18 protein-coding genes are annotated in these 21,374 nt (G+C 63.2%); 5 read left to right on the plus strand and 13 right to left on the minus strand.

The genetic code is table 11. The annotated features are described in order from the left end of the window. Positions 1-8: 8 nt before the first annotated feature. Complete coding sequence (guaB, locus tag ACFELO_RS08575) at positions 9-1,481, minus strand: IMP dehydrogenase (protein ID WP_440957359.1); 1,473 nt, start codon at positions 1,479-1,481, stop codon at positions 9-11. Between the two features lie 168 nt (positions 1,482-1,649). On the opposite strand from guaB, the gene ACFELO_RS08580 reads away from it, so the two are divergent. Next, positions 1,650-2,027 carry a hypothetical protein gene (locus tag ACFELO_RS08580; protein WP_440957360.1) on the plus strand — a complete coding sequence of 126 codons (378 nt, stop codon included), beginning with the start codon at positions 1,650-1,652 and terminating at the stop codon, positions 2,025-2,027. Here the strand turns inward: ACFELO_RS08580 and ACFELO_RS08585 are convergent. From ACFELO_RS08585 to ACFELO_RS08595, 3 genes are all read right to left on the minus strand, one after another. Beyond that, positions 2,024-2,794, minus strand: a complete 771-nt coding sequence (locus ACFELO_RS08585) for a Coq4 family protein (protein WP_440957361.1) — start codon at positions 2,792-2,794, stop codon at positions 2,024-2,026. The genes ACFELO_RS08580 and ACFELO_RS08585 overlap by 4 nt on opposite strands. Before the next feature lie 88 nt (positions 2,795-2,882). After that, positions 2,883-3,626 (minus strand): RlmE family RNA methyltransferase, encoded by a 744-nt coding sequence (locus ACFELO_RS08590; RefSeq protein ID WP_440957362.1) that lies wholly within the window; start codon positions 3,624-3,626, stop codon positions 2,883-2,885. Continuing rightward, positions 3,613-4,761 (minus strand): Ppx/GppA phosphatase family protein, encoded by a 1,149-nt coding sequence (locus tag ACFELO_RS08595; protein WP_440957363.1) that lies wholly within the window; start codon positions 4,759-4,761, stop codon positions 3,613-3,615. Before ACFELO_RS08595 ends, ACFELO_RS08590 begins: the two co-directional genes overlap by 14 nt. Positions 4,762-4,976: 215 nt before the next feature. Between ACFELO_RS08595 and hspQ the strand changes: the two genes are divergently transcribed. Next, a complete protein-coding gene (gene hspQ, locus ACFELO_RS08600; RefSeq protein WP_440957364.1) occupies positions 4,977-5,306 on the plus strand; it encodes a heat shock protein HspQ in 330 nt (109 codons plus the stop codon). 85 nt (positions 5,307-5,391) lie between these two features. Here the strand turns inward: hspQ and ACFELO_RS08605 are convergent, their stop codons facing one another. Continuing rightward, positions 5,392-8,673: a S41 family peptidase gene (locus ACFELO_RS08605; protein WP_440957365.1), complete on the minus strand. Its 3,282-nt coding sequence runs from the start codon at positions 8,671-8,673 to the stop codon at positions 5,392-5,394. Positions 8,674-8,975: 302 nt separating this feature from the next. Here ACFELO_RS08605 and ACFELO_RS08610 point away from each other — a divergent pair, with 302 nt between their 5' ends. Both ACFELO_RS08610 and ACFELO_RS08615 read left to right on the plus strand, forming a co-directional pair. Then, positions 8,976-11,132 (plus strand): TonB-dependent siderophore receptor, encoded by a 2,157-nt coding sequence (locus ACFELO_RS08610; RefSeq protein WP_440957366.1) that lies wholly within the window; start codon positions 8,976-8,978, stop codon positions 11,130-11,132. Then, positions 11,132-12,376: a PepSY-associated TM helix domain-containing protein gene (locus ACFELO_RS08615; RefSeq protein ID WP_440957367.1), complete on the plus strand. Its 1,245-nt coding sequence runs from the start codon at positions 11,132-11,134 to the stop codon at positions 12,374-12,376. The genes ACFELO_RS08610 and ACFELO_RS08615 overlap by 1 nt, the downstream gene beginning before the upstream one ends. Before the next feature lie 740 nt (positions 12,377-13,116). Here the strand turns inward: ACFELO_RS08615 and ACFELO_RS08620 are convergent. From ACFELO_RS08620 to ACFELO_RS08650, 7 genes are all read right to left on the minus strand, one after another. Next, on the minus strand, positions 13,117-14,130 hold the full coding sequence (locus ACFELO_RS08620; RefSeq protein ID WP_440957368.1) for a fumarylacetoacetate hydrolase family protein: 1,014 nt from the start codon (positions 14,128-14,130) through the stop codon (positions 13,117-13,119). An 82-nt stretch (positions 14,131-14,212) separates the two neighbouring features. Beyond that, positions 14,213-15,352: a homogentisate 1,2-dioxygenase gene (locus tag ACFELO_RS08625; RefSeq protein ID WP_440957369.1), complete on the minus strand. Its 1,140-nt coding sequence runs from the start codon at positions 15,350-15,352 to the stop codon at positions 14,213-14,215. Positions 15,353-15,408: 56 nt separating this feature from the next. Next, positions 15,409-15,813, minus strand: a complete 405-nt coding sequence (locus ACFELO_RS08630; RefSeq protein ID WP_440957370.1) for a hypothetical protein — start codon at positions 15,811-15,813, stop codon at positions 15,409-15,411. A 5-nt stretch (positions 15,814-15,818) separates the two neighbouring features. Then, positions 15,819-16,868: an isoaspartyl peptidase/L-asparaginase family protein gene (locus ACFELO_RS08635; protein WP_440957371.1), complete on the minus strand. Its 1,050-nt coding sequence runs from the start codon at positions 16,866-16,868 to the stop codon at positions 15,819-15,821. A gap of 142 nt (positions 16,869-17,010) precedes the next feature. Further along, entirely contained in the window at positions 17,011-17,595 is a 585-nt protein-coding gene (locus ACFELO_RS08640) for a cysteine hydrolase family protein (protein WP_440957372.1), read from the minus strand. Continuing rightward, complete coding sequence (locus ACFELO_RS08645; RefSeq protein ID WP_440957373.1) at positions 17,592-18,245, minus strand: GNAT family N-acetyltransferase; 654 nt, start codon at positions 18,243-18,245, stop codon at positions 17,592-17,594. The genes ACFELO_RS08640 and ACFELO_RS08645 overlap by 4 nt, the downstream gene beginning before the upstream one ends. Before the next feature lie 14 nt (positions 18,246-18,259). Further along, on the minus strand, positions 18,260-18,844 hold the full coding sequence (locus tag ACFELO_RS08650) for a hypothetical protein (RefSeq protein WP_440957374.1): 585 nt from the start codon (positions 18,842-18,844) through the stop codon (positions 18,260-18,262). A 101-nt stretch (positions 18,845-18,945) separates the two neighbouring features. Here ACFELO_RS08650 and ACFELO_RS08655 point away from each other — a divergent pair, with 101 nt between their 5' ends. After that, a complete protein-coding gene (locus tag ACFELO_RS08655; RefSeq protein WP_440957375.1) occupies positions 18,946-19,935 on the plus strand; it encodes a LysR family transcriptional regulator in 990 nt (329 codons plus the stop codon). Here the strand turns inward: ACFELO_RS08655 and ACFELO_RS08660 are convergent. Further along, on the minus strand, positions 19,932-21,317 hold the full coding sequence (locus ACFELO_RS08660) for a serine hydrolase domain-containing protein (protein ID WP_440957376.1): 1,386 nt from the start codon (positions 21,315-21,317) through the stop codon (positions 19,932-19,934). The genes ACFELO_RS08655 and ACFELO_RS08660 overlap by 4 nt on opposite strands. Positions 21,318-21,374: the final 57 nt, after the last annotated feature.

Here is a 21,374-nt window from a genome sequence, read left to right on the forward strand (position 1 = left end):
CCTGCAGCCTAGGACGGCGTGGGATAGTTCGGAGCTTCGCGAGTGATCGTCACGTCGTGAACGTGGCTTTCCTTCAGACCCGCATTGGTGATGCGCACGAACTCGGCCTTCTCCTGGAAGTCCTTGATCGTCTTGGCGCCGGTATAACCCATGGCGGCGCGCAGACCGCCCACCATCTGGTGCAGGATAGGCGCAACCGGACCCTTATAGGGCACCTGGCCTTCAATGCCCTCAGGCACCAGCTTCATGCGGTCGGTGACTTCCTTCTGGAAATACCGGTCCGCCGAGCCGCGCGCCATGGCGCCGACAGAGCCCATGCCGCGATAGGATTTATAGGCCCGGCCCTTGTACAGGAAGGTCTCGCCCGGCGCTTCTTCGGTGCCTGCGAGCATGGAGCCCATCATCACGCAATCAGCGCCGGCTGCGATGGCCTTGGCCAGATCGCCGGAATACTTGATGCCGCCGTCAGCGATGATCGAGCCGTTAAAGCCCTCGGCAGCGCGTTTGCAGTCCATGATGGCGGTCAGCTGGGGCACGCCCACGCCCGCCACGATGCGGGTGGTGCAGATCGAGCCCGGACCAATGCCGACTTTCACGGTGTCAGCGCCCACATCAAACAGCGCGCGCGCGCCGTCATAGGTGGCCACATTGCCCGCCACGACCTGGGTCGAGTTGGACGCAGCCTTGATGCGTTTGACCTGTTCGAGCACCGAAGCGGACATGCCGTGCGCCGTATCAATGACAACGGCGTCCACGCCCGCATCGATCAGGGCTTCGGCGCGCTCATAACCGGCGTCGCCCACGGTGGAGGCGGCGGCGACGCGCAGACGGCCATGTTCGTCCTTGGCGGCATTGGGATAGGCTTCCGCCTTGACCATGTCCTTGACGGTCATCAGGCCGACGCAATGGCCTTCATCGTCCACCACCAGCAGGCGCTCGATGCGGTGCTTGTGCAGCAGGCGACGGGCTTCGCCTTGCGCCACGCCCGGCTTGACCGTCACCAGGTTCTCGCGGGTCATCAGAGAGGCGACCGACTGGTTCATGTCGTCAGCGAAGCGGACATCGCGGTTGGTGATGATGCCGACCAGCTTGCCGTTCACGCCTTCACCGCCTTCGACCACTGGGATGCCGGAGATCTTGTGGTGGTTCATCAGCGCCTGAAGTTCGGCCAGTGTGGCCTTGGGCGAGATGGTGATCGGGTTCACCACCATGCCGCTTTCATAGCGTTTGACCCGGCGGACTTCTTCGGCCTGCTCTTCGACGGTCAGATTGCGGTGGATGACGCCGATGCCCCCGTCCTGAGCCATGGCGATCGCCAAGCCCGCTTCGGTCACCGTATCCATGGCGGCCGAGAGAATGGGGATGTTCAGGGTGATGGACGGCGTAAGCCGGGTCTGCACCAAAGCGTCAGCGGGCAAAACCTCAGACGAACCGGGCTGCAAGAGCACGTCGTCAAAGGTGAGCCCCTCGCGAATCTGCATGGGGAGGCCTCCTTGTCTCTTGCGGGGCCGGATTAGCAGGTTTGTCGCCAAGCGCAAGGCTAATTAGCCGCAATCGGACATGATTGCCCGTTCGGGTGTGTAGAGTTAAGGTAAACCAACCTGTGCGCGTACTAAGCGCATTCCCCTGACAGGTAAGAGGTTTTTTTAATGAGACGCGTTGCCGTTATTGATGACGACCCTGTCGAGATGACGATTTTGTCAGGCTTGGCGGAGCACGTACCCGGGTCTTATGAGTTTGATCACTACACCTCCGTCAACGCTTTCTGCGAAGACAGCAAGGCCTCTGGCTATGACCTTGTGTTTCTTGACCGGCGCGTGCCGCCCCACAGTGATTACGTGGAAAGCCTGCCCGTTCTCGAGGAATGCGGATTTGACGGCATTGTCGTGATGCTGACCGCGCGCCGGCTCGGTCCGGGCAAGCCAAAAAGCCGACTGCGCCTCCTGGGCCCCTATGAGAAGCTCGACATCCAGGACCCCGAGGTCATGGAATACCTTCTGAACGGTCGACCGGCGCCGGGCCTCTAGGCCTTGGCGCTCACCGGCTCCGGCCCCGTCCAGGCGTCCCGCACTTCGCGATAGAGCGGGTCCGGCACAAGGTTCAGACGCGCGCGTGCTTCAGCCAGCGGCAGGTGCAGATATTTCGTCAGGTCTGTGGTCACGAGATCCTGGCTTTCGCGCGCCATACGGCGCGCATTCGCCATCATGCGGCCCACCGGCCATTGCCAGATTTCAGAGCGGATGCGCAGCCCGGCGAACATGCCCAGCAGGCGCGAGCCGCGCGTGCCATTCTGATTACCATTGAAGGTCAGAAGCAGCGCCTCCCCCAGCGGATCCCGGCCATACCCCGTCAGCACATGGTGCAGGTCATGCGCCAGATGCAGGGTATAGGTCATCGACGCGAATTCGGGATACTCCGCCTCAAGCTGGGCATAGAGCTCCGGCGCGTTCTCGACCGCCGCCTCATGCACGCCGAGCGGGTTGAGATTCTCGCTGTCGAGATAATGCAGGTAGGCGGCGGCGAACGTGCCGCGCCCATAGGATTCCAGCGTCTTGCGATCCAGCATCACATCGGCGAACCGGGTGCGGTCCTCGATCTGGCTGCGACCGAAATCGGAATTGGCGAAACGGCTGACGATATGGCCCATCGAGCGCCCGTTCACCGCCCGGAAGAAGGCGAACACATAGCGCGTGTCATCCCGGTCCCCGACCAGTCCCCAGAACGCAGTCCAGGCGCGGATCGGATTGAAGGGCTCCCACGGATAAGGCGGGCACGTCGCGTGTTGCTCAGTCATGGCTCTCCTCCCGACGGACTTTTTCATGCCGTCATGAATGGGAGTATCCACATATGAATGAGTCCGCCAAGCAAAAAGTGAACGGCGTTTACTTTTGCTCCGGCCGGAATCCCGTCGCGATCAGGAAAGTCTCGGCGCTTTCCGATCGGCTGGCCGGCGGCTTGTAATGGCGCACCTTCTCGAAGCGATGCTTGAGCAGGTCCAGCAATTCCCCTGTCGCGCCGCCCTGGAACACCTTGGCGACAAAACCGCCGCCGGGCTTGAGCACGTCAATGGCGAAATAGGCCGCAGTCTCGACCAGCGCCACGATCCGCAAATGGTCTGTGGACTTGTGCCCGGTCGTCCAGGGCGCCAGGTCGGAGATCACCAGATCCGCCGGCCCGCCCAGTGCTTGCTTGAGCTTCTCGTCCGCGCCCTCTTCAGTGAAGTCGAGCTGCATCAGGATGGCGCCCGCGATCGGCTCGATCTCAAGAAGGTCGACGCCCGCCACATGGTCCGCGCCGCGCTTGAGTGCAACCTGGGTCCAGCCTCCGGGCGCCGCGCCCAGATCGGCCACGCGCATGCCCGGCTTGATCAGGCCGAACTTGTCATCAAGCTCAGTCAGCTTGTAGGCGGCGCGAGAGCGATAGCCCTCCTGCTTGGCGCGCGCCACATAGGGGTCATTGAGCTGGCGCTCGAGCCAGAGCTTGGAGGAGTATTTTCGGCCGCGCGCCGTCTTCACCCGCGTGCGGAACTGCTTGGCGGACCGGGCGTCGCCCCCCGCCGTGACCGGACCGGAGCGTCGGCGGCGGCGTTCGGGTTCGCCCTCACCGTTATCGTCATCCTTGCTCATGGTCGTCTCTCTTCCCGGATTCAGGTGTTGCAGCATCAGAGCGTTTGCCCGTCCCGCGCCGTCCGCGTCGACGTTTGGGCCGCATCAAGTTCAAAAGCATGCCTTCGCGCAGGCCCCTGTCACCAACCCGGACGCGCTCTGTCGGCCAAGCTTCCATGACCGCTTCATAGATGGCGCAACCCGCCAGCACCAGATCAGCGCGATCATGGCCGATACAGCCTTCCCGCGAACGGCCGGCGCGATCCTGGCTCGCCAGACGCTGACAGGCGATATGCGCCTCCTCCGAGGTCATCCACATGCCATCGACCTTGTCACGCATATAGCGCGTCAGGTTCAGGTGCACACCGGCCACAGAGGTAACGGTCCCGGACGTGCCCACCATGTGTGCGCGGCCCGCCTCGAAGACCGGACGCAAGCGTCGCGCCCCCTTGGGCGGTTTGAGATGCTTGCGCGCGAACGCCTTCATCTTGCCGTACCATTCGGCGCGCGCCTCGTCCCCGCCGCCTTTGGGTTCAGGAAAGCGCTCGGACAGGGTCACCACGCCCAGGGGCATGGAGGACCAGCCCCGCAGAGGCGGGCGCCCGCCGCTGTCATAGCCGCCGCGATTACGCCATTCGGCGAGGTCCACCCAGCACAGCTCGGTCGAGCCGCCGCCGATATCAACCACCACCGCCGCGTCCATGCTTTCATCAAGCAGGTCGAGGCTGCCTTGCACTGCCAGGCGCGCCTCCTCTTCGGGACCGATGATCTCCATGTCGAGACCGGTTTCGGCTTTGACCCGTTCAAGGAAGTGCTCGCCATTCTTGGCCTGACGACAGGCTTCGGTCGCGATGGCGCGCATCTTGGTGACATTGCGCCGCTTGATGCGCTCCGCACACACGCCCAGCGCCTCGACCGCGCGATCCATCGCGGCGTCTGACAGCTCGCCGGACGCCGTGATCCCCTCGCCCAGACGGACTATGCGGGAATAGGCGTCGACCACACGGAATCCACCCCGTGTGCGCCGCGCCAACAGCATGCGGCAGTTATTGGTGCCCAGATCGATAGCCCCATAGATCGGGTCCTGGCGGGCGGATTTCCGGCCTCGATTCGGGCGCTGGCGCGCTGGCTCCGAGCCGGCCGCGTCCTTCGCCATGATTTTTGTCCTCACAGCGCCCGCGGAAACATGCAGCGCGCCGCTTCTGCGGCGCCGGCCGACATGCCGGTGGCGGGCGATCCTTCAGTTTGACGTTAAGGATAGCTCGCCTTTCACGCTTGTGAAAGCGTTGAACCCGGTTCCAACAGTGTCAGGCACTGGAATTGCATGCCCTGACGACTACATATGACGGTCCCGAAATCAGGAGGTCCGCCTTGCGTGAGGCCAAGTTCACAATCGGCGATGTCGTCCGCCACCGGCTCTTTCCGTTCCGGGGCGTGATTTTTGACGTGGACCCGGTGTTCGCCAATACCGAGGAATGGTGGCTGTCCATTCCGGAATCCCTGCGCCCGGAAAAGGACCAGCCCTTCTATCATCTGCTCGCAGAGAATGATGACGGGCATTACGAAGCCTATGTCTCTGAAGGCAACCTTCTGCCGGACGCCGAGAACGGCGCGGTGGGCCACCCTGATACCGTCGAGATCTTTGAAGGGTTTGATGGCAAGCGCTACACGCTGAAGACTGGCGGCTTCTCGACGAATTGATCCCGTCTGCCGGTACAGTCCGCCCCCAGAAGAAAGGGCGCCTGATCTCTCAGGCGCCCCTCTTTATTCCGGTCTCGGCAGACTCTTACTGCCCGACTTCATCCGGCGCCTCTGGCGCAGTAAGCGGGACGGACGGCGCAGTCTGGGACGCCATCATCTGCTCGGTCTCGGCGATCGCGCGTTCAAGCTGGTTGTCGCGTCCGGCATTTGTCGCCACCGGGTCGAGATAAACCTCGATATCCGGCGCCACGCCTTCGTTTTCCACGCGCCACTCCCCGTCCGCCGTGTAGAAGCGGAAGAAGGGCACGACCAGTGAGCCGCCATCCATCAGATCCGGATTGGCCGAAATGCCGATGAGGCCGCCCCAGGTGCGCGTGCCGATCAGCGGCCCGATCTCCCGACGACGGAAGGAATAGGGCAGGAAATCCCCGCCTGAACCTGCGTCCTGGTCAATCATCATCACCTTGGGCCCGTAATGGGCTGCAAAAGGCGTATTGTAGGGCAGCTGGTCGCCCCGGCTGATCCAGCCCGACAGGTGGAAGGGCGAGAGCACATCTGTAATGTAATCCGCCGCCTGCCCGCCGCCATTGGAGCGTTCGTCAAAGATCAGCGCCTGCTTGTTGGCCTGGGCGTAATACATGCGGTTGAAGAAATCATAGCCCGCGCCTGCCGTATTGGGCAGGTAGATATAGCCCACACGGCCATCCGTGGCCTGATCGACCGCGGCGCGGTTCGCCTCGATCCAGCCCCACAGACGCAGCTGGCTTTCACTGCTGATGGGCTCGACCACGATGTCGCGCGGATTGGCGCCTCGCGCCGTGTCCGCAATGGTCAGCGTGGTCTGGGCGTCCACCGTGCCCTGCAAGAGCGCGTGGATATTGTCGGATGCGGTCAGCGGCTGACCATTGATGGCGAGAATGAAATCGCCTTCTGACACATCCAGACCGGGCGCGGCCAGCGGACCGTTCAGGAACGGGTTCCAGGCCTCCCCCGAATAGATGCGGGCGATGCGATAGCGACCGCCCTCAAGCGCAAAGTCCGCGCCCAGAAGACCGCCGGAAACACCCTGCTCGTGATGGACATCGCCGCCGCCAGTGCGGTTATGGCCCACCTGGAACTCGCCGATCATGTCGACCATCAGCGCATTGAGATCTTCGCGCCGGCCCACATGGGCGAGCAGAGGTTCATAGCGATCGCGCACGCCCTGCCAGTCCAGGCCATGCAGGTCAGGATCATAGAAATACGACGCTTCCATGCGCCAGACTTCATCAAAGATATGCGCCCACTCCGCGCGTGGATCGACGCGCAGGCGCATGCCCGACGTATCTAGCGCTTCCAGCTCAAGGCTCTCGCCCGTTTCCGAATGCGCCCAGCCGCCTTCATTGCGTTGCACCAGGATGGTTCCGCCATCTGCGCTCAGCAGGAACTGGTCCACACCGACTGACAGCTCGGAGACGTCCTTTTCTTCAAAATCAAAGCGCATCAGGCGGTTCTGCGCACTCGGGCTCTCGCCCGGCGGCGTGTACTCCGCGCCCGGCTGTGCGTAATCCACGAACAGGAGGCCGCCCTGCTTATCGACGGCGAGATTGCCGTAATTGCGTTCGGAGACCGGCAAGGCGACGATGCGGTCAGACAGACCGGCCGCATCGACACGGGTGACCACGACGGCGTCGGACTCGCCGTCTTCGGGCTCTTCATCAGCGCCGGCCGCGTTCTCATCGCCCGTTCCGGGCAGAAGCGGCGATACGCCATCCGCAGCCAGCACCGCGGCGTAGAGGCCGTAGCGTGACGGCCGCTCACGGGTCTGCATGTTCAGGCCGACCTGTTGCGGGCCCACATTGGTGGAGGCGGTGAAGTACAGATAGGCGCCATCGCGGGAGAAGGCAGGCGCACCCACATCGGCCATGCCGTCGCTAACCGTGATCTGCGTGCCATCCAGCAGATTGTGCAAAACAAGGTCACGCAGGAAATTCGCCTGCTCCAGCGTATAGGCCAGCCACCGGCCATCCGGGCTGACCGCCACCTCATAGCCGGACCGGCGCACTTCGGTTGCGAGACGCACGGAACGACCAGTCTGCACATTCAGGGCGTACAGATTGAGCAGGTTGTCGGAATAGATGATCCGATTGGTTTCAGGCGCCCAGGCTTCCAGCGCATAGAACGCATCCGCCGCGCCGCCCAGCGCCAGCGTCCGCGGCGCCTCAAAGCCGCGCTGATCAACGAGCGTCAACTGTTGCGCGCCACCGGCATCCGTGATGTAGGCGACCTGATCGCCGTCCGGCGACCACAGCGCCGTGTATTCACGCACGCCGGAGGTGTTGGAGACGTTGCGGGTGGAGCCTTCATCAAGCGGCGCCGAGAACACCTCGCCGCGCGCCGTGATCAGCGCGCGCTGGCCGGTCGGGGACAGGGCCGCGTGCGTGATAGTCCGGGCGGCGTTGACCCAGCGCGGCGCCAGCTGCGGCAGGTCTGCGTTCAGCGAGATCCGGATTTCGCTGACCTGACCGGTCGCGACATCATAGCGCTTCAGACGCCCGCCAGCTTCAAAGACCAGAGTCTGACCGTCTGAATCCATCCAACGGATATCCCAGGGCGCTTCGTCATGCAGACGGGTGCGCGCGCCCGTCTCGGGATCATAGCGATAGAGCGCCAGCTGCTCGCCATCCTCATCAGACAGATAATAGACCTGATCGCCGACCCAGATCGGGAAGAACTCGTTGATCCGGTCGCTCTCCAGCAATGCCGAGTCCTGACGGTCCGCAGACAGAATGCTGATCGTGCCTGTGGAACCGCCACGATGGATACGCCAGCCCGAACCGCCATCCGTGAAAAAGGAATGCGCTGTGCGCGTTGGATTGTAGACGATCCGTCCATCGGCGTTCATGTCGCCGACCACGAAACGGGCCTCCATTTCCGTGCGCGGATAGCCCTCGCCCGGCGCGATGGACCAGAGCTGGTCAGAACGGCCATGATTGACTTCGCGATGGGAGGTGAACAGCACGCGCCCGTCCGGCGACCAGCCCGTCACCCGGTCATTGCCCGGATGCCAGGTCAGACGCTGGGGCTGGCCACCCGCGACCGGCATCACATACACATCCTGATTGTCTTCATAGTCCGCCGTGAACGCGACCCAGCGCCCGTCCGGAGAAATGTGCGGCGCGCGCTCGTCAGCGGCGTGCGAGGTGAGCCGCACCGGATTGCGTCCATCAAGCTCCGAACGCCACAGATCCCCGGCATAGACAAAAACCAGCGTGTCGCCATGAACCGCCGGCGTGCGCAGCAGCAAAGTCTGATCGTCCTGAGCCGATGCCGTGGAGGCGAACAGGCCCAGAGCTGCGGCGCAGACGCCGCCCAGAAGGTGTTTCATGATGAGTTCCCCTTGCGCTTCCGTGGAGTGACGCGCGATGTCCATCGCTGAAATGCGATCGTTATACTATTACCTAAGCCTGCACGGGTCGGAGACGCAAGCATCCGACAATGACCATTCAGATAGGTTTCAGGCCGCCGGTCTATCACATTGCAGACTGCAGGCTCTTCAAACAATCGAGAGGCCGTCCGGATGGTCCGTCATGCGCCAGATGCATGCCAATGCAATCTCGCAGTTGACAATCATTCTTAATTACAATTATTCCGCTTCTGATAATCATATTCAGTTGGGCGGACGCATTCATGTCTTTCAAAACGATCCTGGCTGCCGGCACGATTTTGGCCGGCCTTCTGGCGAACGCGCCGGTCCTGGCGCAAGAGACGCCCGTCGCCAGCACCTCTGACACCATGGCGAACGAGCCCGAAGACCGGATCATCATCACCGGACGCGCCCGAACGCTGTATCGCACCCAGATCCTTGAAAGCGGCAAGATGCCGGTCGAGCCGCTGCTTTCCACCCAGACCATCCAGGTCATCAACGAGCAATTGATCGAGGATCAGGGCGCGCGCGACGCCGCCGACCTCTACCGCAACATCTCCGGCGTCAGCCTGTACAGTTATGCGGGCGTGACGGCGCGCGGCTTCCGTCAGGAAGAGAACTTCTTTGATGGCCTGCGCGGCGACCCTTATGCCGGCTTCTCCGTGCCTCAGCTCTTCAACGTGCAGCGCATGGAATACCTCAAGGGGCCGGCCGGCATGCTCTATGGCCCGGGTGCACCGGGCGGGTTGTTCAACTACATCACCAAAACACCCTCACCCGATCAGGATATCGAGACCCGTTTCGTGGTGGGCACGGAAGGCCGGATTGGCGGAGCCATAGAGGCTACGGGCGCCCTGACGGACCGGATTTCGGCGCGTGGCGGCGTCTTCTATGAAGATCGCAACCTGCCGCGTCGCAATGCGGACACCCGCACCCAGATTTATGATTTCGGCTTGAGCTATCAGCTCGAGAGGGGTGAGGTGATCCTGCAGGCGACCCAGTATGATCAGGACCTTGGCGGCAATCGCCTGCGCGGCGTTCCAACGGACGATCTGGGCAATTTCCTGACGGACCGGCGCTGGAACCACAATGAGGCCAGCGACTTCCTTGATCTGCGCTCCACGGTGTTGCAAGCGCGATTTAATTATCAGCTCACCCCGTCCCTGCATGTGGATGCGGGGCTCCGCTGGAATGACGCCGAGGAAACCCAACAATACCACGAGCCGCGCGGCCTGTTTGATTCTGATGGCGATGGCGTGGTGGATACCTCGATCCGCGAATTCCGCGATCAGGTCCGCTCGGGCGAGTCCTGGTCCTTCGGCGCCAACGCGATCTGGGAGCGCCGTTTTGGTCAGATGGATAACCGACTGCTGGTTGGGACCGACTGGTATACCCGCGACGCCAATTTCACCGGCTTCAGCCTGCGTGGCGGACGCACCAACACTCCAGACCTGCCAACGCCTTTGAGCCTGTTTGACCCGCAATACGGCATCACCGACCCATCCACCTACAACCTGCCTGACCGCGCCGATTATCCGGTCACCCTGACCAGGACAGATCGCACGGGCGCCTATGTGCTGGATGAGGTGACGGTCGGGAACCTCATCCTGGTTGGCGGCGCCCGCTTTGACCGCTTCGAGGACGAGGATCCGGGCACGGGCGACAGCTTCAGTGATGAGCGCCTGACCTGGCGCGCGGGAGGCGTCTATCGCGTGCGGAACGACGTCTCGGTGTTCCTGAACTGGGCGGAGAGTTTCGAGCCGCAGGATATCGGCTCGCAGACCGTGCTGGCGGGCGGACCGTTTGATCCCACCGAGGGCGAGATCATTGAGGGCGGCGTCAGGACCGAGCTGTTTGGCGGCCGCTTGCAATCGTCCGCCTCGGTCTACCAGATCGTGCGCACCAATGTGCTGCAGCCTGATCCGGCGGGCGATCCGGGCAATGACGGCGTGGATGACTTCATCGCCTTTGGCGAAGTCACTTCCGAAGGCTTTGAGCTGGATGTCACCGCAGACATCACGCCCAACTGGGTGGCGACCGCCTCCTATGCCTATAACGACACACGGATCACGGCGGACGCCGGCACCTCGACGCTGAACGGCGCCGTGGGCGATCGCTTCTCCAACGCACCCGAGAACACGTTCGGATTCTGGACCCGCTATCAGGTCCCGGCCTGGAATACCGCATTTGCGGTCGGCGGCGACTATGTCGATGTGCGTCTGTCGCGCAGCGGCCAGAAAGTCCGCGACTATCTCGTTTTTGACGCCTCACTGATCTACGAGCTGGATCAATGGCGCGCCATGCTTCGGGTCGACAACCTGTTTGACGAGACCTACGCCGCCAGCGGCTTCATTGACCGCACCGGACACTTCCCCGGCGCGCCGCGCAGCGTCTTTGTCGAACTGACGCGCCATTGGTGATGCGCCGTTTCGGCCTGTCAGCGCTGAAACCCAAGACCGCGCCGGGCAAACCGGCGCGGTCGATCTGGTGGCGGCTGCACCATTGGGCGGGGCTTCAGGTTTCGCTGTTTCTCGCCTTTGTCTGTCTGACCGGCACGCTGGCTGTCTTCTCCTACGAGCTGGACTGGGCGACCCGTCCGGCCATGTGGACCGCACCTGTCCACGCGCAGGACCGGGCAAGCTGGGGCGAGGTTCTGGAAGCGGCGCGAGAGGCTGCGCCCGAGGGTTCGGCCTTCAACATCTACCGACCGCTCCATCCGCTTTCGACCTATGACGCCGTCGGGCGCGCGGGGGGCGAGAACACCCACTACTATATCCACCCCGGCACGGCGGAGCTGACGGGCACGGGCGGCTGGTTCGGGTTTCAGCGCTTCCTGCGCAACACGCACCGGCATCTGATGCTGCCGGTTCCGATCGGAGTCAGCATTGTCAGCCTCGCCGCGATCTTGCTGGGCGTGACGCTAGTGACCTCCTTCTGGGTCTACAAGCGCTGGTGGCGCGGCTTTCTGCGCTGGCCCAAGGGGCGCACACTGCGCGCCCTGATCGGCGACATCCATAGGCTGGCGGGATTGTGGTCGCTCTGGTTCGTGGCCCTGATCTGCCTGACCGGCTACTGGTATCTCGCCGAGCAATGGGGGCTCGACGCCCCGTCCGCCAATACGCGCCCCGCGCTGATCGAGGCGACGCCAGTACCGGCACAAACCCTGCCCTCTCCCGCTCATGCGCTCGATGCCGGCCTCAAGCGCCTTGAACAGGCCCAGCCCGGCTATCAGGTCAGTCTTGTGCGCTGGACGCCAGGCCAGCCGGACCGGCTTGAAGTACATGGGCAAAACGGGCGCGCCCTGCTGGTACGCCCCCGCGCCAACGCCATCTGGATCGATGCGAGCACCGGCGCGCTTGTGGGGGAAGCCGATGCACGCGCGCTCAGCGCCCATCAGCGTATCGCGGAAATGGCGGACCCGCTGCATTTCGGCACGTTCGGCGGCTATTGGACGAAGACGCTCTGGTTCCTTTTTGGCGCGATCCTGACCGGGCTCTCCGCCACCGGCGCAATGATCTACGTGCTGCGCATCGCCAAGACCGAACGCGAGGAGCCGGGCTGGATCAGCGGGCTCGCAAGGCTCTGGAACAAGATGGGCCGCGCGCGATGGCTCGCGGCGGCCCTGATCGTGTTGCCGTTCGGGCTTGCGCCCTTCGTGCTCTAGCCCTCGTAGCGGACGGCTTTCTGCTCAATGGCGCCGAGTGTCTACTTAATTAACTTCAGACACCTGATCAGGCCAAATGGGCACCTGGCTTCCGTTCAGGCGAAACGGCACTTGCCCAGAAGACAGGTTAAAAGGGTCACCTTGTCGGGCCTCAATTAAGCTTACGCCGCCCAGTATAATCTCAGGCTGGATGCACTCCCTGGGATTGTATTGAGCCGTCACCGGATTGCGGGCTCCACTATAGGCATAGCAAACGACATAGGGAGACAGTCTAGCAAGGTCACTACTCAACCTTCTTACGCTCCAAACGCCACGAACGACTGATCCATTATGTGGATACCACATGAACACTTGGCCATCAGCGCTAAGGTACTCAACATAAACGCCGTGCCCACGCTGATTCATAATGGTTGTTCTATCAGTAACTTCGGCAATTAAAGCGTCGCGAACTTCCCCACCAGACAAACCATACAGGATTGCCACGCCTACCCCTTCGCGGCGTTGGTTCTCAGTCGAATAAGAACTGCCGATTTCTGTCCATGTCGAATTGCTGGAGACATCCAGCGAAGGCCCACTGCTGGCTACACATCCCGTCAACCAGCACGCGGCAGCAAAAACCAAACACAATCGCATTTTCCCCTCCCCGATTGCCGAGGAGGGGGAGATACCAACATCTCAAAAGCAAGTCACCAAAGCCGAGGTTGGAACAACAAGCAGCAACAACCCTGAGCTGCAATCCCCTAACCCTCGTAGCGGACAACTTTCTGCTCGATAGCGCCGAAAATGGACTTGCCGTCCTTGTCCAGCATCTCGATGCGCACGGTGTCGCCCGGCGTCATGAACGGGGTCTTCGCGGCGCCGTCATAGATGGTCTCTATCATGCGGATCTCGGCGATGCACGAATAGCCCTTGCCGCCTTCCGCGACCGGCTTGCCGGGGCCATCATCGAGCTTGTTGGAGATGGTGCCGGACCCCACGATGGAGCCTGCTGACAGCGGACGGGTTTTCGCAGCGTGGGCGACCAGCTGGGCGAAATCGAACGTCATGTCGACGGCGCATTCAGGCTCACCGAACTTGTTCCCGTTCAGCCAGGACTGTAGCGGCAGATGCACCTTACGGCCATCCCAGGCGTCCCCGAGCTCGTCCGGCGTCACAGCGACCGGGGAGAACGCGGTCGGCGGCTTGGACTGGAAGAAGCCAAAGCCCTTGGCCAGCTCGCCCGGAATGAGACCGCGCAGAGAGACGTCATTGACCAGCATGATCAGGCGGATTTCCTTGGCGGCGTCATCCGCGCTGAGGCCCGCCGGGCCGTCACCGGTGATCACGGCGACTTCCGCTTCAAAGTCACAGCCCCAGCTGTCATCGCCCAGCGGAATGTCCTGACGCGGCGCCAGGAACTTGTCCGAACCGCCCTGATACATCAGCGGATCTGTCCAGAAGCTGTCCGGCAGCTCGGCGCCGCGCGCCTTGCGCACCAGTTCGACGTGATTGACGTAGGCCGAGCCGTCCGCCCACTGGAAGGCGCGGGGCAGCGGGGACAGGGCTTCGCGCTCATGGAAGCGCTCGCGCGGGATGGATTCGCGTTCCAGCTCTTCGGCCAGCGAGCGCAGCGCCGGCTCCTTGGTCTCCCACTCATCAAGTGCAGCCTGCAGGGTCGGCGCGATATGGCTGGCGTCCGTGCACCAGGCGAGATCCTTGGAGACGACCACCAGGCGGCCGTCGCGTTTTCCATTGTTCAGCGTGGCGAGTTTCATGAGGGGAGCACTCCGCTAGTGTTGCCGGCGGCGCCACAGCGCCACCGGGTGCAGTCATTCAGGTCAGGCCAAAGCGCGAAGCTTACTTCGCCTTCGGCTTCCAGCTGTTCACATAATCCAGATTCTCGACGCGGGAGGCGCCCTCGCCCACATCGAGCGGGTCGCGGGTGTCGATCATCACGGCGTATTCGTCGGTCGCCGGTTTCTTCTGTTCGAGCATGTTGGCCAGCGCCTTGGGGTGCGGACCGTGGGTGAAGCCCGCCGGGTGGAAGGTCATCATGCCCGCATCGATATTGTCGCGACTGAAGAAGTCGCCGGCATGGTAGAACAGCACTTCATCATAATCGTCATTATTGTGGAAGAACGGCACTTTCAGCGCGCCCGGATCGGTCTCGAAGGGACGCGGCGCAAAGGTGCAGATCACGAAACGATCCGACAGGAAGGTGGTGTGCGCACTCGGCGGCAAATGATAGCGATGGCTCATCAGCGGCCGGATATGACGCACGTTCAGGCGCACCGGATGCAGCTCGCCATGCCAGCCCACCGCATCCAGCGGGTTGAAGGGATAGGTGATGGTGGAGACCTGACCGCGCTTCTTGATCAGCACTTTCCACTCATGATCCTCGTCCGCCTGCTGCGCCTTGAAGGCCTCATCCATGGCGGGCACGTCGAACATGGCCGGGTCGAACACGGCGTGCGGGCCAACAAGGCCCTTGTCCGGCAGGGTGTAGTGGGTGTTCGTGGCTTCCACCATCAGCACCAGCGTCGGCGCAGACGGGGACAAGCGCCAGATCGTGCCGCGCGGCAGGACGATATAGTCGCCCGCCTCATACTCAAGATGGCCAAAGTCGCAGAACAGCGAACCGGCGCCGCGATGGATGAACAGGAGCTGATCGCCATCGGCGTTGCGCACCAGAGCCGTCATCGGTTCAGACAGTGACCAGAACCGGATGTCGGTGGCGTTGTTGAACAGGACGGAGTCAGATTGCCAGGGCGAATTCTGGGCCGCGCCCAGCTTGTTCAGATCAAAGGCGCGCGGCTGAAGCGGGCCTTCAAAATCGACCCAGCCCGTAGGCGGGCGCTTGTGGTGCAGGAAGGCGGCGGGGCCGAAGAACCCCTCCTTGCTCATCTCCCGCTCATAGGTGCCTTCGGGCATGTCCGCGTGAGCCTGGCGCGAGGCGTTGCCTTCCACACGGGATGCGTAAATCCATTTGCGAGCCATGAGGCGCTCCCTGACTGGCGAAAACTCTTATCCCGACAAGTTAGTTACATTTGAAACTAAATGGAAGGCGTTCGACGGCGCTGAATCCATGGAAACAGTGCAAAACCGATCTGACCGAACAGTCCCAGAGCGCCTGCTGGCGTTCCCCAGCGCAGAACCTGCTCCAGCAGTCCGCGCTCGAACGCCAGGGCGCCCAGCGTAAACTCGGCCAGCATGAGGCAGGTGAAGGCGACGCCGCCCATGACGATCGCCGCGCGCGCCGGATTGTGCGCGGCAAGCCGCGCCGTCAGCGCGCCAGAGACCAGCCAGCACGCCCCCAGCATGACCGGCAATTCCAGCAGCACCGCGCCCAGCTCGCCCAGACAGGGCGAGACCAGCAGAACGCGAATGCTGCCCAGAACAAACCCGATAGCGAAAACAATCGCGAAATAGACGAGCCCCGCAAACGCAGCCCGTCCCATCGCGTCTAGTCCTCATCCCCGTAAATCGAGACCACGGGCTCGCCGCCCGGCGTCCAGCTGGCGCGATACATGCCCGCCGTGTTGAAGGCCCAGTGCGGGCCGTCCGCCGCCAGAATCACAACGCCGCCATCCCCACCCATGGCGGTCAGGTCACGGCTGATCACGGCTTCCAGCGCATCGTCAGGGGTCTGACCGGCCTCGATATAGGTACAGATGCGCGCCGCCACATTCAGGCGGATGAAATACTCGCCCGTCCCCGTCGCGGAAACGCCGCACTCGGAGGTGGCGTAGGTGCCGGCGCCAATGATCGGGCTGTCCCCGACCCGGCCCCAGCGCTTGGCGGTGGTGCCGCCGGTGGACGTGCCTGCAACGATCTCACCCGACCGGTCACGCGCGACAACGCCGACCGTGCCGAATGCGTGCTCGCGTTCCATCAGGTCAAGCGCGCCCTCGCGAATGGGTTCGGGCTCGGGCGCGCCTTCCGGGCGCGGCGGTATCGGAAGGCCCAGCTCACGCACCTTGCGCACCATCGACGCCCAGCGCCGTTCGGTGAAGAAATAGGAATTGTCCACGAGCTCAAGCTCCAGGCTCGCTGCAAACTCTTCGGCGCCCTCGCTCTGCAGCATCACGTGCGGGCTGCGTTCCATGACCGCGCGCGCCAGCGAGATCGGGTGGCGCACAGTGGTGACCCCTGCGACTGCGCCCGCCTGCATGTCAGAGCCGCGCATGATCGAGGAATCCAGCTCGTTGCGACCGCCGGAGGTGAAGACCGCGCCGCGACCGGCGTTGAATTTGGGATCATCCTCAAGATAGCGGATGACGGCTTCCACCGCGTCTATGGCCGCAACGCCATCATCCAGCAATTCGCCCCCCATCCGGATTGCAACGTCCAGCGCCTCGCGATAGGCGGCCTCGGTGTCCGCATCCATGTCGCCGCGCTCGATCACGCCGGCGCCGCCATGCAGGACAATCGCCCAGCCCTCAGTCTCGTCCTGCGCCATCGCCGCTCCGCTCGCCAGAACCCCTGCACATACGCTCATCAAAAGACGCCGCATTTCTCTCTCCCCGAATGCTGTTGAGAGGAGAGGATCAGCTTGGCGATCTGATGGCAAGCGCCCAGCGCGGAGTCCCGACCCGAAAAAAGAAAGGCGAGGTCCCCCGACCTCGCCTTTCAACGCACGAAGAGCTGTCTGCAGGTCAGCTCAGCCGTGGCTGGGTCAGCATATTGATGCGGCCGAGCGCATACTGGGATTTCTCCCCAAAGAGCGCGCTGCGGGAAACGAGACGATTGAGCTTGCCCGCCGTGTCCATGCACAGGGCGCGCGCATGATCGGCGGACCATTCGCCCACTTCGGCAGAGCCCACCGCTTCCTCGATCAGATTGAGCGGGTGCATGCGCTCTTCCGCATCATAGAGCGTCGCGGTCAGTGAAGTCGGGGCGGAAAAGCCCATCAGATAGGCCGGCGCGCCCATGGCGCCTTCCAGAATGCCGGACAGATCCGGGTGCGCGTAAGCTGAGACGCCGGCGCGACGCAGCAGGATTTCACCCGGGCGGGGTTCGCAGCCCGGCGCGGGCTGATGCAGGCCGTTATCCGCCATGATCGGTCCGCCGGGATGAAGCTGGACGTGAACAATCGACCAGTTCGCCGCGCGGGCTTCCGAGAGAATGGAGGCGCTCACCTGTGCAATGCGTTGGCCCTGCGGGTCCGTCCAGGGACGGCCTTCAGCGACGAACTCCATTTGCAGATCCAGGCAGACCAGTACGGGAACACCCAGGCTCATTTTGCTTTCTCCGTCTCCTTGAGCGCAGCCGCGGCTTTTGCTCCGCGTCCTGGCTCCCTCCCCTGAAGCGGCGACGCGCCGCGTTTCACCGATTTGTCGAGCGGTCCCGGTCGGTCCCACTCACCTTCCGGCCGATCCAGAATAAGCGGATCGGTATCTATGTGCAGCGCATGGGGGTGAGGCGCAGGACGCCCCTCCATTTCCGCATACGCCCTATCTGAGAATACGAAGACCCCGCGGTGTTCGCGGTGAATGAAGCCATACCGCTTCCAGTACGGGATCAGATGTTCCTGAACGTGCCCGACGAATTTGCGGTAGCCCTTGCGACGGATCAGCTCCATCGCATCGGTCATCATCTGGCGCGCAACGCGTCCTGAACGATGGCCCTTGCGCACACAGACGCGTTCGATCTTGGCGAAGTCGGCGAACCAGCGGATGCGCAGGCAACCCAGCGGCTCGCCACCCGCTTCGCCCAGCAAATGGGTGGCGCCGGCGAGATCATTGCCGTCGAACTCCTCGTCATACGGGCAGTCCTGCTCGGCCATGTAGACCAGCGCGCGCACCACGGCGATGCGCTGCATGTCTTCCAGATTGCGCGCCACGCGAATGATCACGGGCGGTTCGAATTCCTCAACACGCGTTCCGTCCATAGCCCCCTCCGACCCTAAGACTTGTTGCTGTCAGCAGCCTGGGGCACCCACCCCAGCCAGGCTGCGCCCGCCGACGGCGCATCCAGCGCCGCGGTCATCATGCGTCCCTCGCGGCTCATGGGCCGGGCGAACAACGCCACATGCGGAAAGGCCCGACGACGCGCTTCGGTCACCGCACGCACCACGGCGCGCTTGTCCGCTTCGCTGACGCCCGCAAGGCACCACACGTAAATCGCCGACGCCCGCTCATCGTGGGCGGTCAGCTGGTCGAGATCAGGATTGTCAGGCGACAGGCGCCCGTACATCAGCGCCTCAAAGCCCAGCGGGTTGAGGAACAACAGGGCGATGAAGCCGCTAGCTTCGCCCGATTCATTGCGGCGGATAAAGAAGCAACGTCCCGTACGCGCCTGGCACGCCAGCACGATTTCGGCAGAGGCCAGCTCTCCGCCCAGCGCAGTCACCGCAACTGTGGAGGCGTCTGCAACATCTGAAGGCTCTTCAGAAGATGTAAAGCCATGACGGGCGAAGATGCGCATAAGTTCAGCGGTCGCTGGCGCATCTGGCCCTTCAAGCCGGTGTTGCTTATCCTGATCGCGCATGAAGCCCCTCATCCAATGCCTGGAATGTTACCGGTTCCCCTCCTCCCTGCGCTTCAGCGAAGACGACATGCCCCCTATTCATCCGCAAAGCGGTTCCGTTCATGAGCACTAAGCCGCAACTGTTTGACTGGGACGATCTGCGGATTTTCCATGCGCTGGTGTCCTCGGGCTCCATGAGCAGCGCTGCGCGCAAGCTCGGCATCGGACAGCCAACCGTGAGTCGGCGTCTGGAGCAGCTTGAAACCCGGATCGGCGCCCGCCTGGTGACGCGGGGCGCGGAAGGCGTGGAGCTGACCGATATCGGCGAGCGCATCTGGGCCCAGGTCCAGATCATGCAATCCACCGCTGGCGATATTGAGCGGATCGCCCATCAGGCCGACCGCGCCGACGCCGGCACGGTGCACCTTGCTGCGCCCGAAGGCGTTGCGGGCTACTGGATCGCGCGCCAGCTGCCGAGCTTTGTGGAAGCCAACCCGCTGATCAATCTGGAGATCAATACGCGGGTGGATGGCGAGCAGGCGCTCGACCAGAGCGATATCTGCCTGCAGATGACCGAATCCAAACGTATGAGCCATGTGGCGACCGAGCTGGGCACATTGCACTATGTGCCGTTCGCAGCCCGGGCCTATCTGGACACTTATGGCGCGCCCAAGAGCGTGGCGGATGTGCTCAACCACCGCATCGCGGACCTTGTCAGCTACAGCGCCCAGCAGACCCACTGGCCCAAGGAGGCCAGCGCCATCAAGCAGATGATGAATCCGTCCCTGACGACGGACAATTCACTGGCGCTGGTGGAGGCGGTGCGCGCGGGTACGGCGATCTCGATGATCCCGACCTATGCCGCCAAGGTGCAGCCCGAGCTGGTGCATGTGGATCTCGGGCTCGAGGTGCCGATCACGCTGTGGATGGTCTACCATCCCGATCAGCGCCGTGTGACCCGCGTGCGCAAGGTGCTCGACTGGCTGCGCGAGATCTTCGACGGCACGCGCTATCCCTGGTTCCGCAAGGACTATTTGCCGCCCAGCACCTTCTCGGATGTGGATGTGGTGCATGTGCGCGGTGAGCGCCCTCGTCCCAAACCGCTCGATTAGGCCCGCTTGCCCGAATAGGCGAGGCCCAATCGGATGAGCGCCCAGACCGCGCTTGAAATGACGCAGGCGTAGAGCAGCACCACCATGTCAGGCTGGTAGAGCCCCAGACTGCCCAGCGTCGTGCCGAACAGGCGCGGCACAAGGCCCAGAAGGACGACCGCCAGGACGACGGACATCACCAGCGGCAGCCACAGGCTGATCGCCCCGGCGACACCCGATTTCGCCCGCAAGCCATCGCGCAGGATGAACGCGGCGAGGCTGGCCGCGCCATACACAAACGGCATGATCAGCACCAGCAGATAGAGCGACTTTGGCCCCCAGTCCCCGCCCGCCGCAAACGGCTCGCCCAACGCCAGATTGGTGACGCCATAGAGCAGCGGATACACCTCGCTGAACCCCATGCCGCCTGACGCATTGACCATCACCACCGCGCCGCGCTGTTTCGCCGGTTCCAGAACCGCGATCGCCTCAAAGCCCGGGGTCAATCCGGTGTGCAGCGCATAGCCGCCTTCAGGATCCAGCGCCCAGCCCAGACCGTAATAGGGCGAAGTCTCGCTCGCCGGGCGCAGCATCTGCGCCTTGCCGGCCGCCGAGATCACATCATCCCGGCCGTTGATCATCACTGACAGGTAGCGCGTCATGTCGGCGGCGCTTGAAATCATCCCGCCCGAAGGCGCTGTCACCTCAGCCCCCCAGCCCGTCCCGACGGGACGGCGCCCGAAGAACCAGGGCTGATGCCCCGTCGCCAGGCCGTCGACAGAAGCGCCTGTCAGCACATGACTGTGATCCATGCCGAGCGGCGTCAGGATGTTCGCTTGTATATAGTCCGGGTAGGCTTCACCGCTCACCGCTTCGATCACCGCGCCGAGGATCTGGTAATTGGCGTTCGAATAGGCCCAGCCGCTCCCGGGCGCCTGCGCCGGGCCGTCAGCGGCCAGCTGGGCGGCGCGCTCCGCCAGCGTCAGGCCGGAGGCCGCCATATTGCCCTGAACGGTGGAATAGCCGCTGGTATGGCTCAACAGCTGTCGCAGCGTGATCGGCGCCGGGGCCTCAAACGCGGGCAGATGCTGTGACACCGCATCCTCAAGGCCCAGAGCACCGCGCTCTTCAAGCTGCACGATGGCAAGGGCGGTAAAGCTTTTGGAGATCGAGCCGATACGAAACAGGGTTTCGGAGGTGACGGGAACGTCAGTTCTGACATCCGCAATCCCTACGCCTTCAGCCGTGACGCCATCGCCTGAGACCACCGCATAGGCGAGCCCCGGCGCATTCGAGCGCTCCAGCTGTTGCGCAATGAAGCTGTCCAGCGTCTCGACCGTTTGTGCGTGCGCTGTCATCGCCAGCGCCATGACCGCCAGAAACGCCGTCAGAATGTGATGCATATCGTCCCCCTGTGAGGGGGCATACTGCACCGCGCCGTCTCGATGGCCAACACGCAG

This window comes from Oceanicaulis sp. LC35 (genome assembly GCF_052055585.1).
Classification (GTDB): Bacteria; Pseudomonadota; Alphaproteobacteria; order Caulobacterales; family Maricaulaceae; genus Oceanicaulis.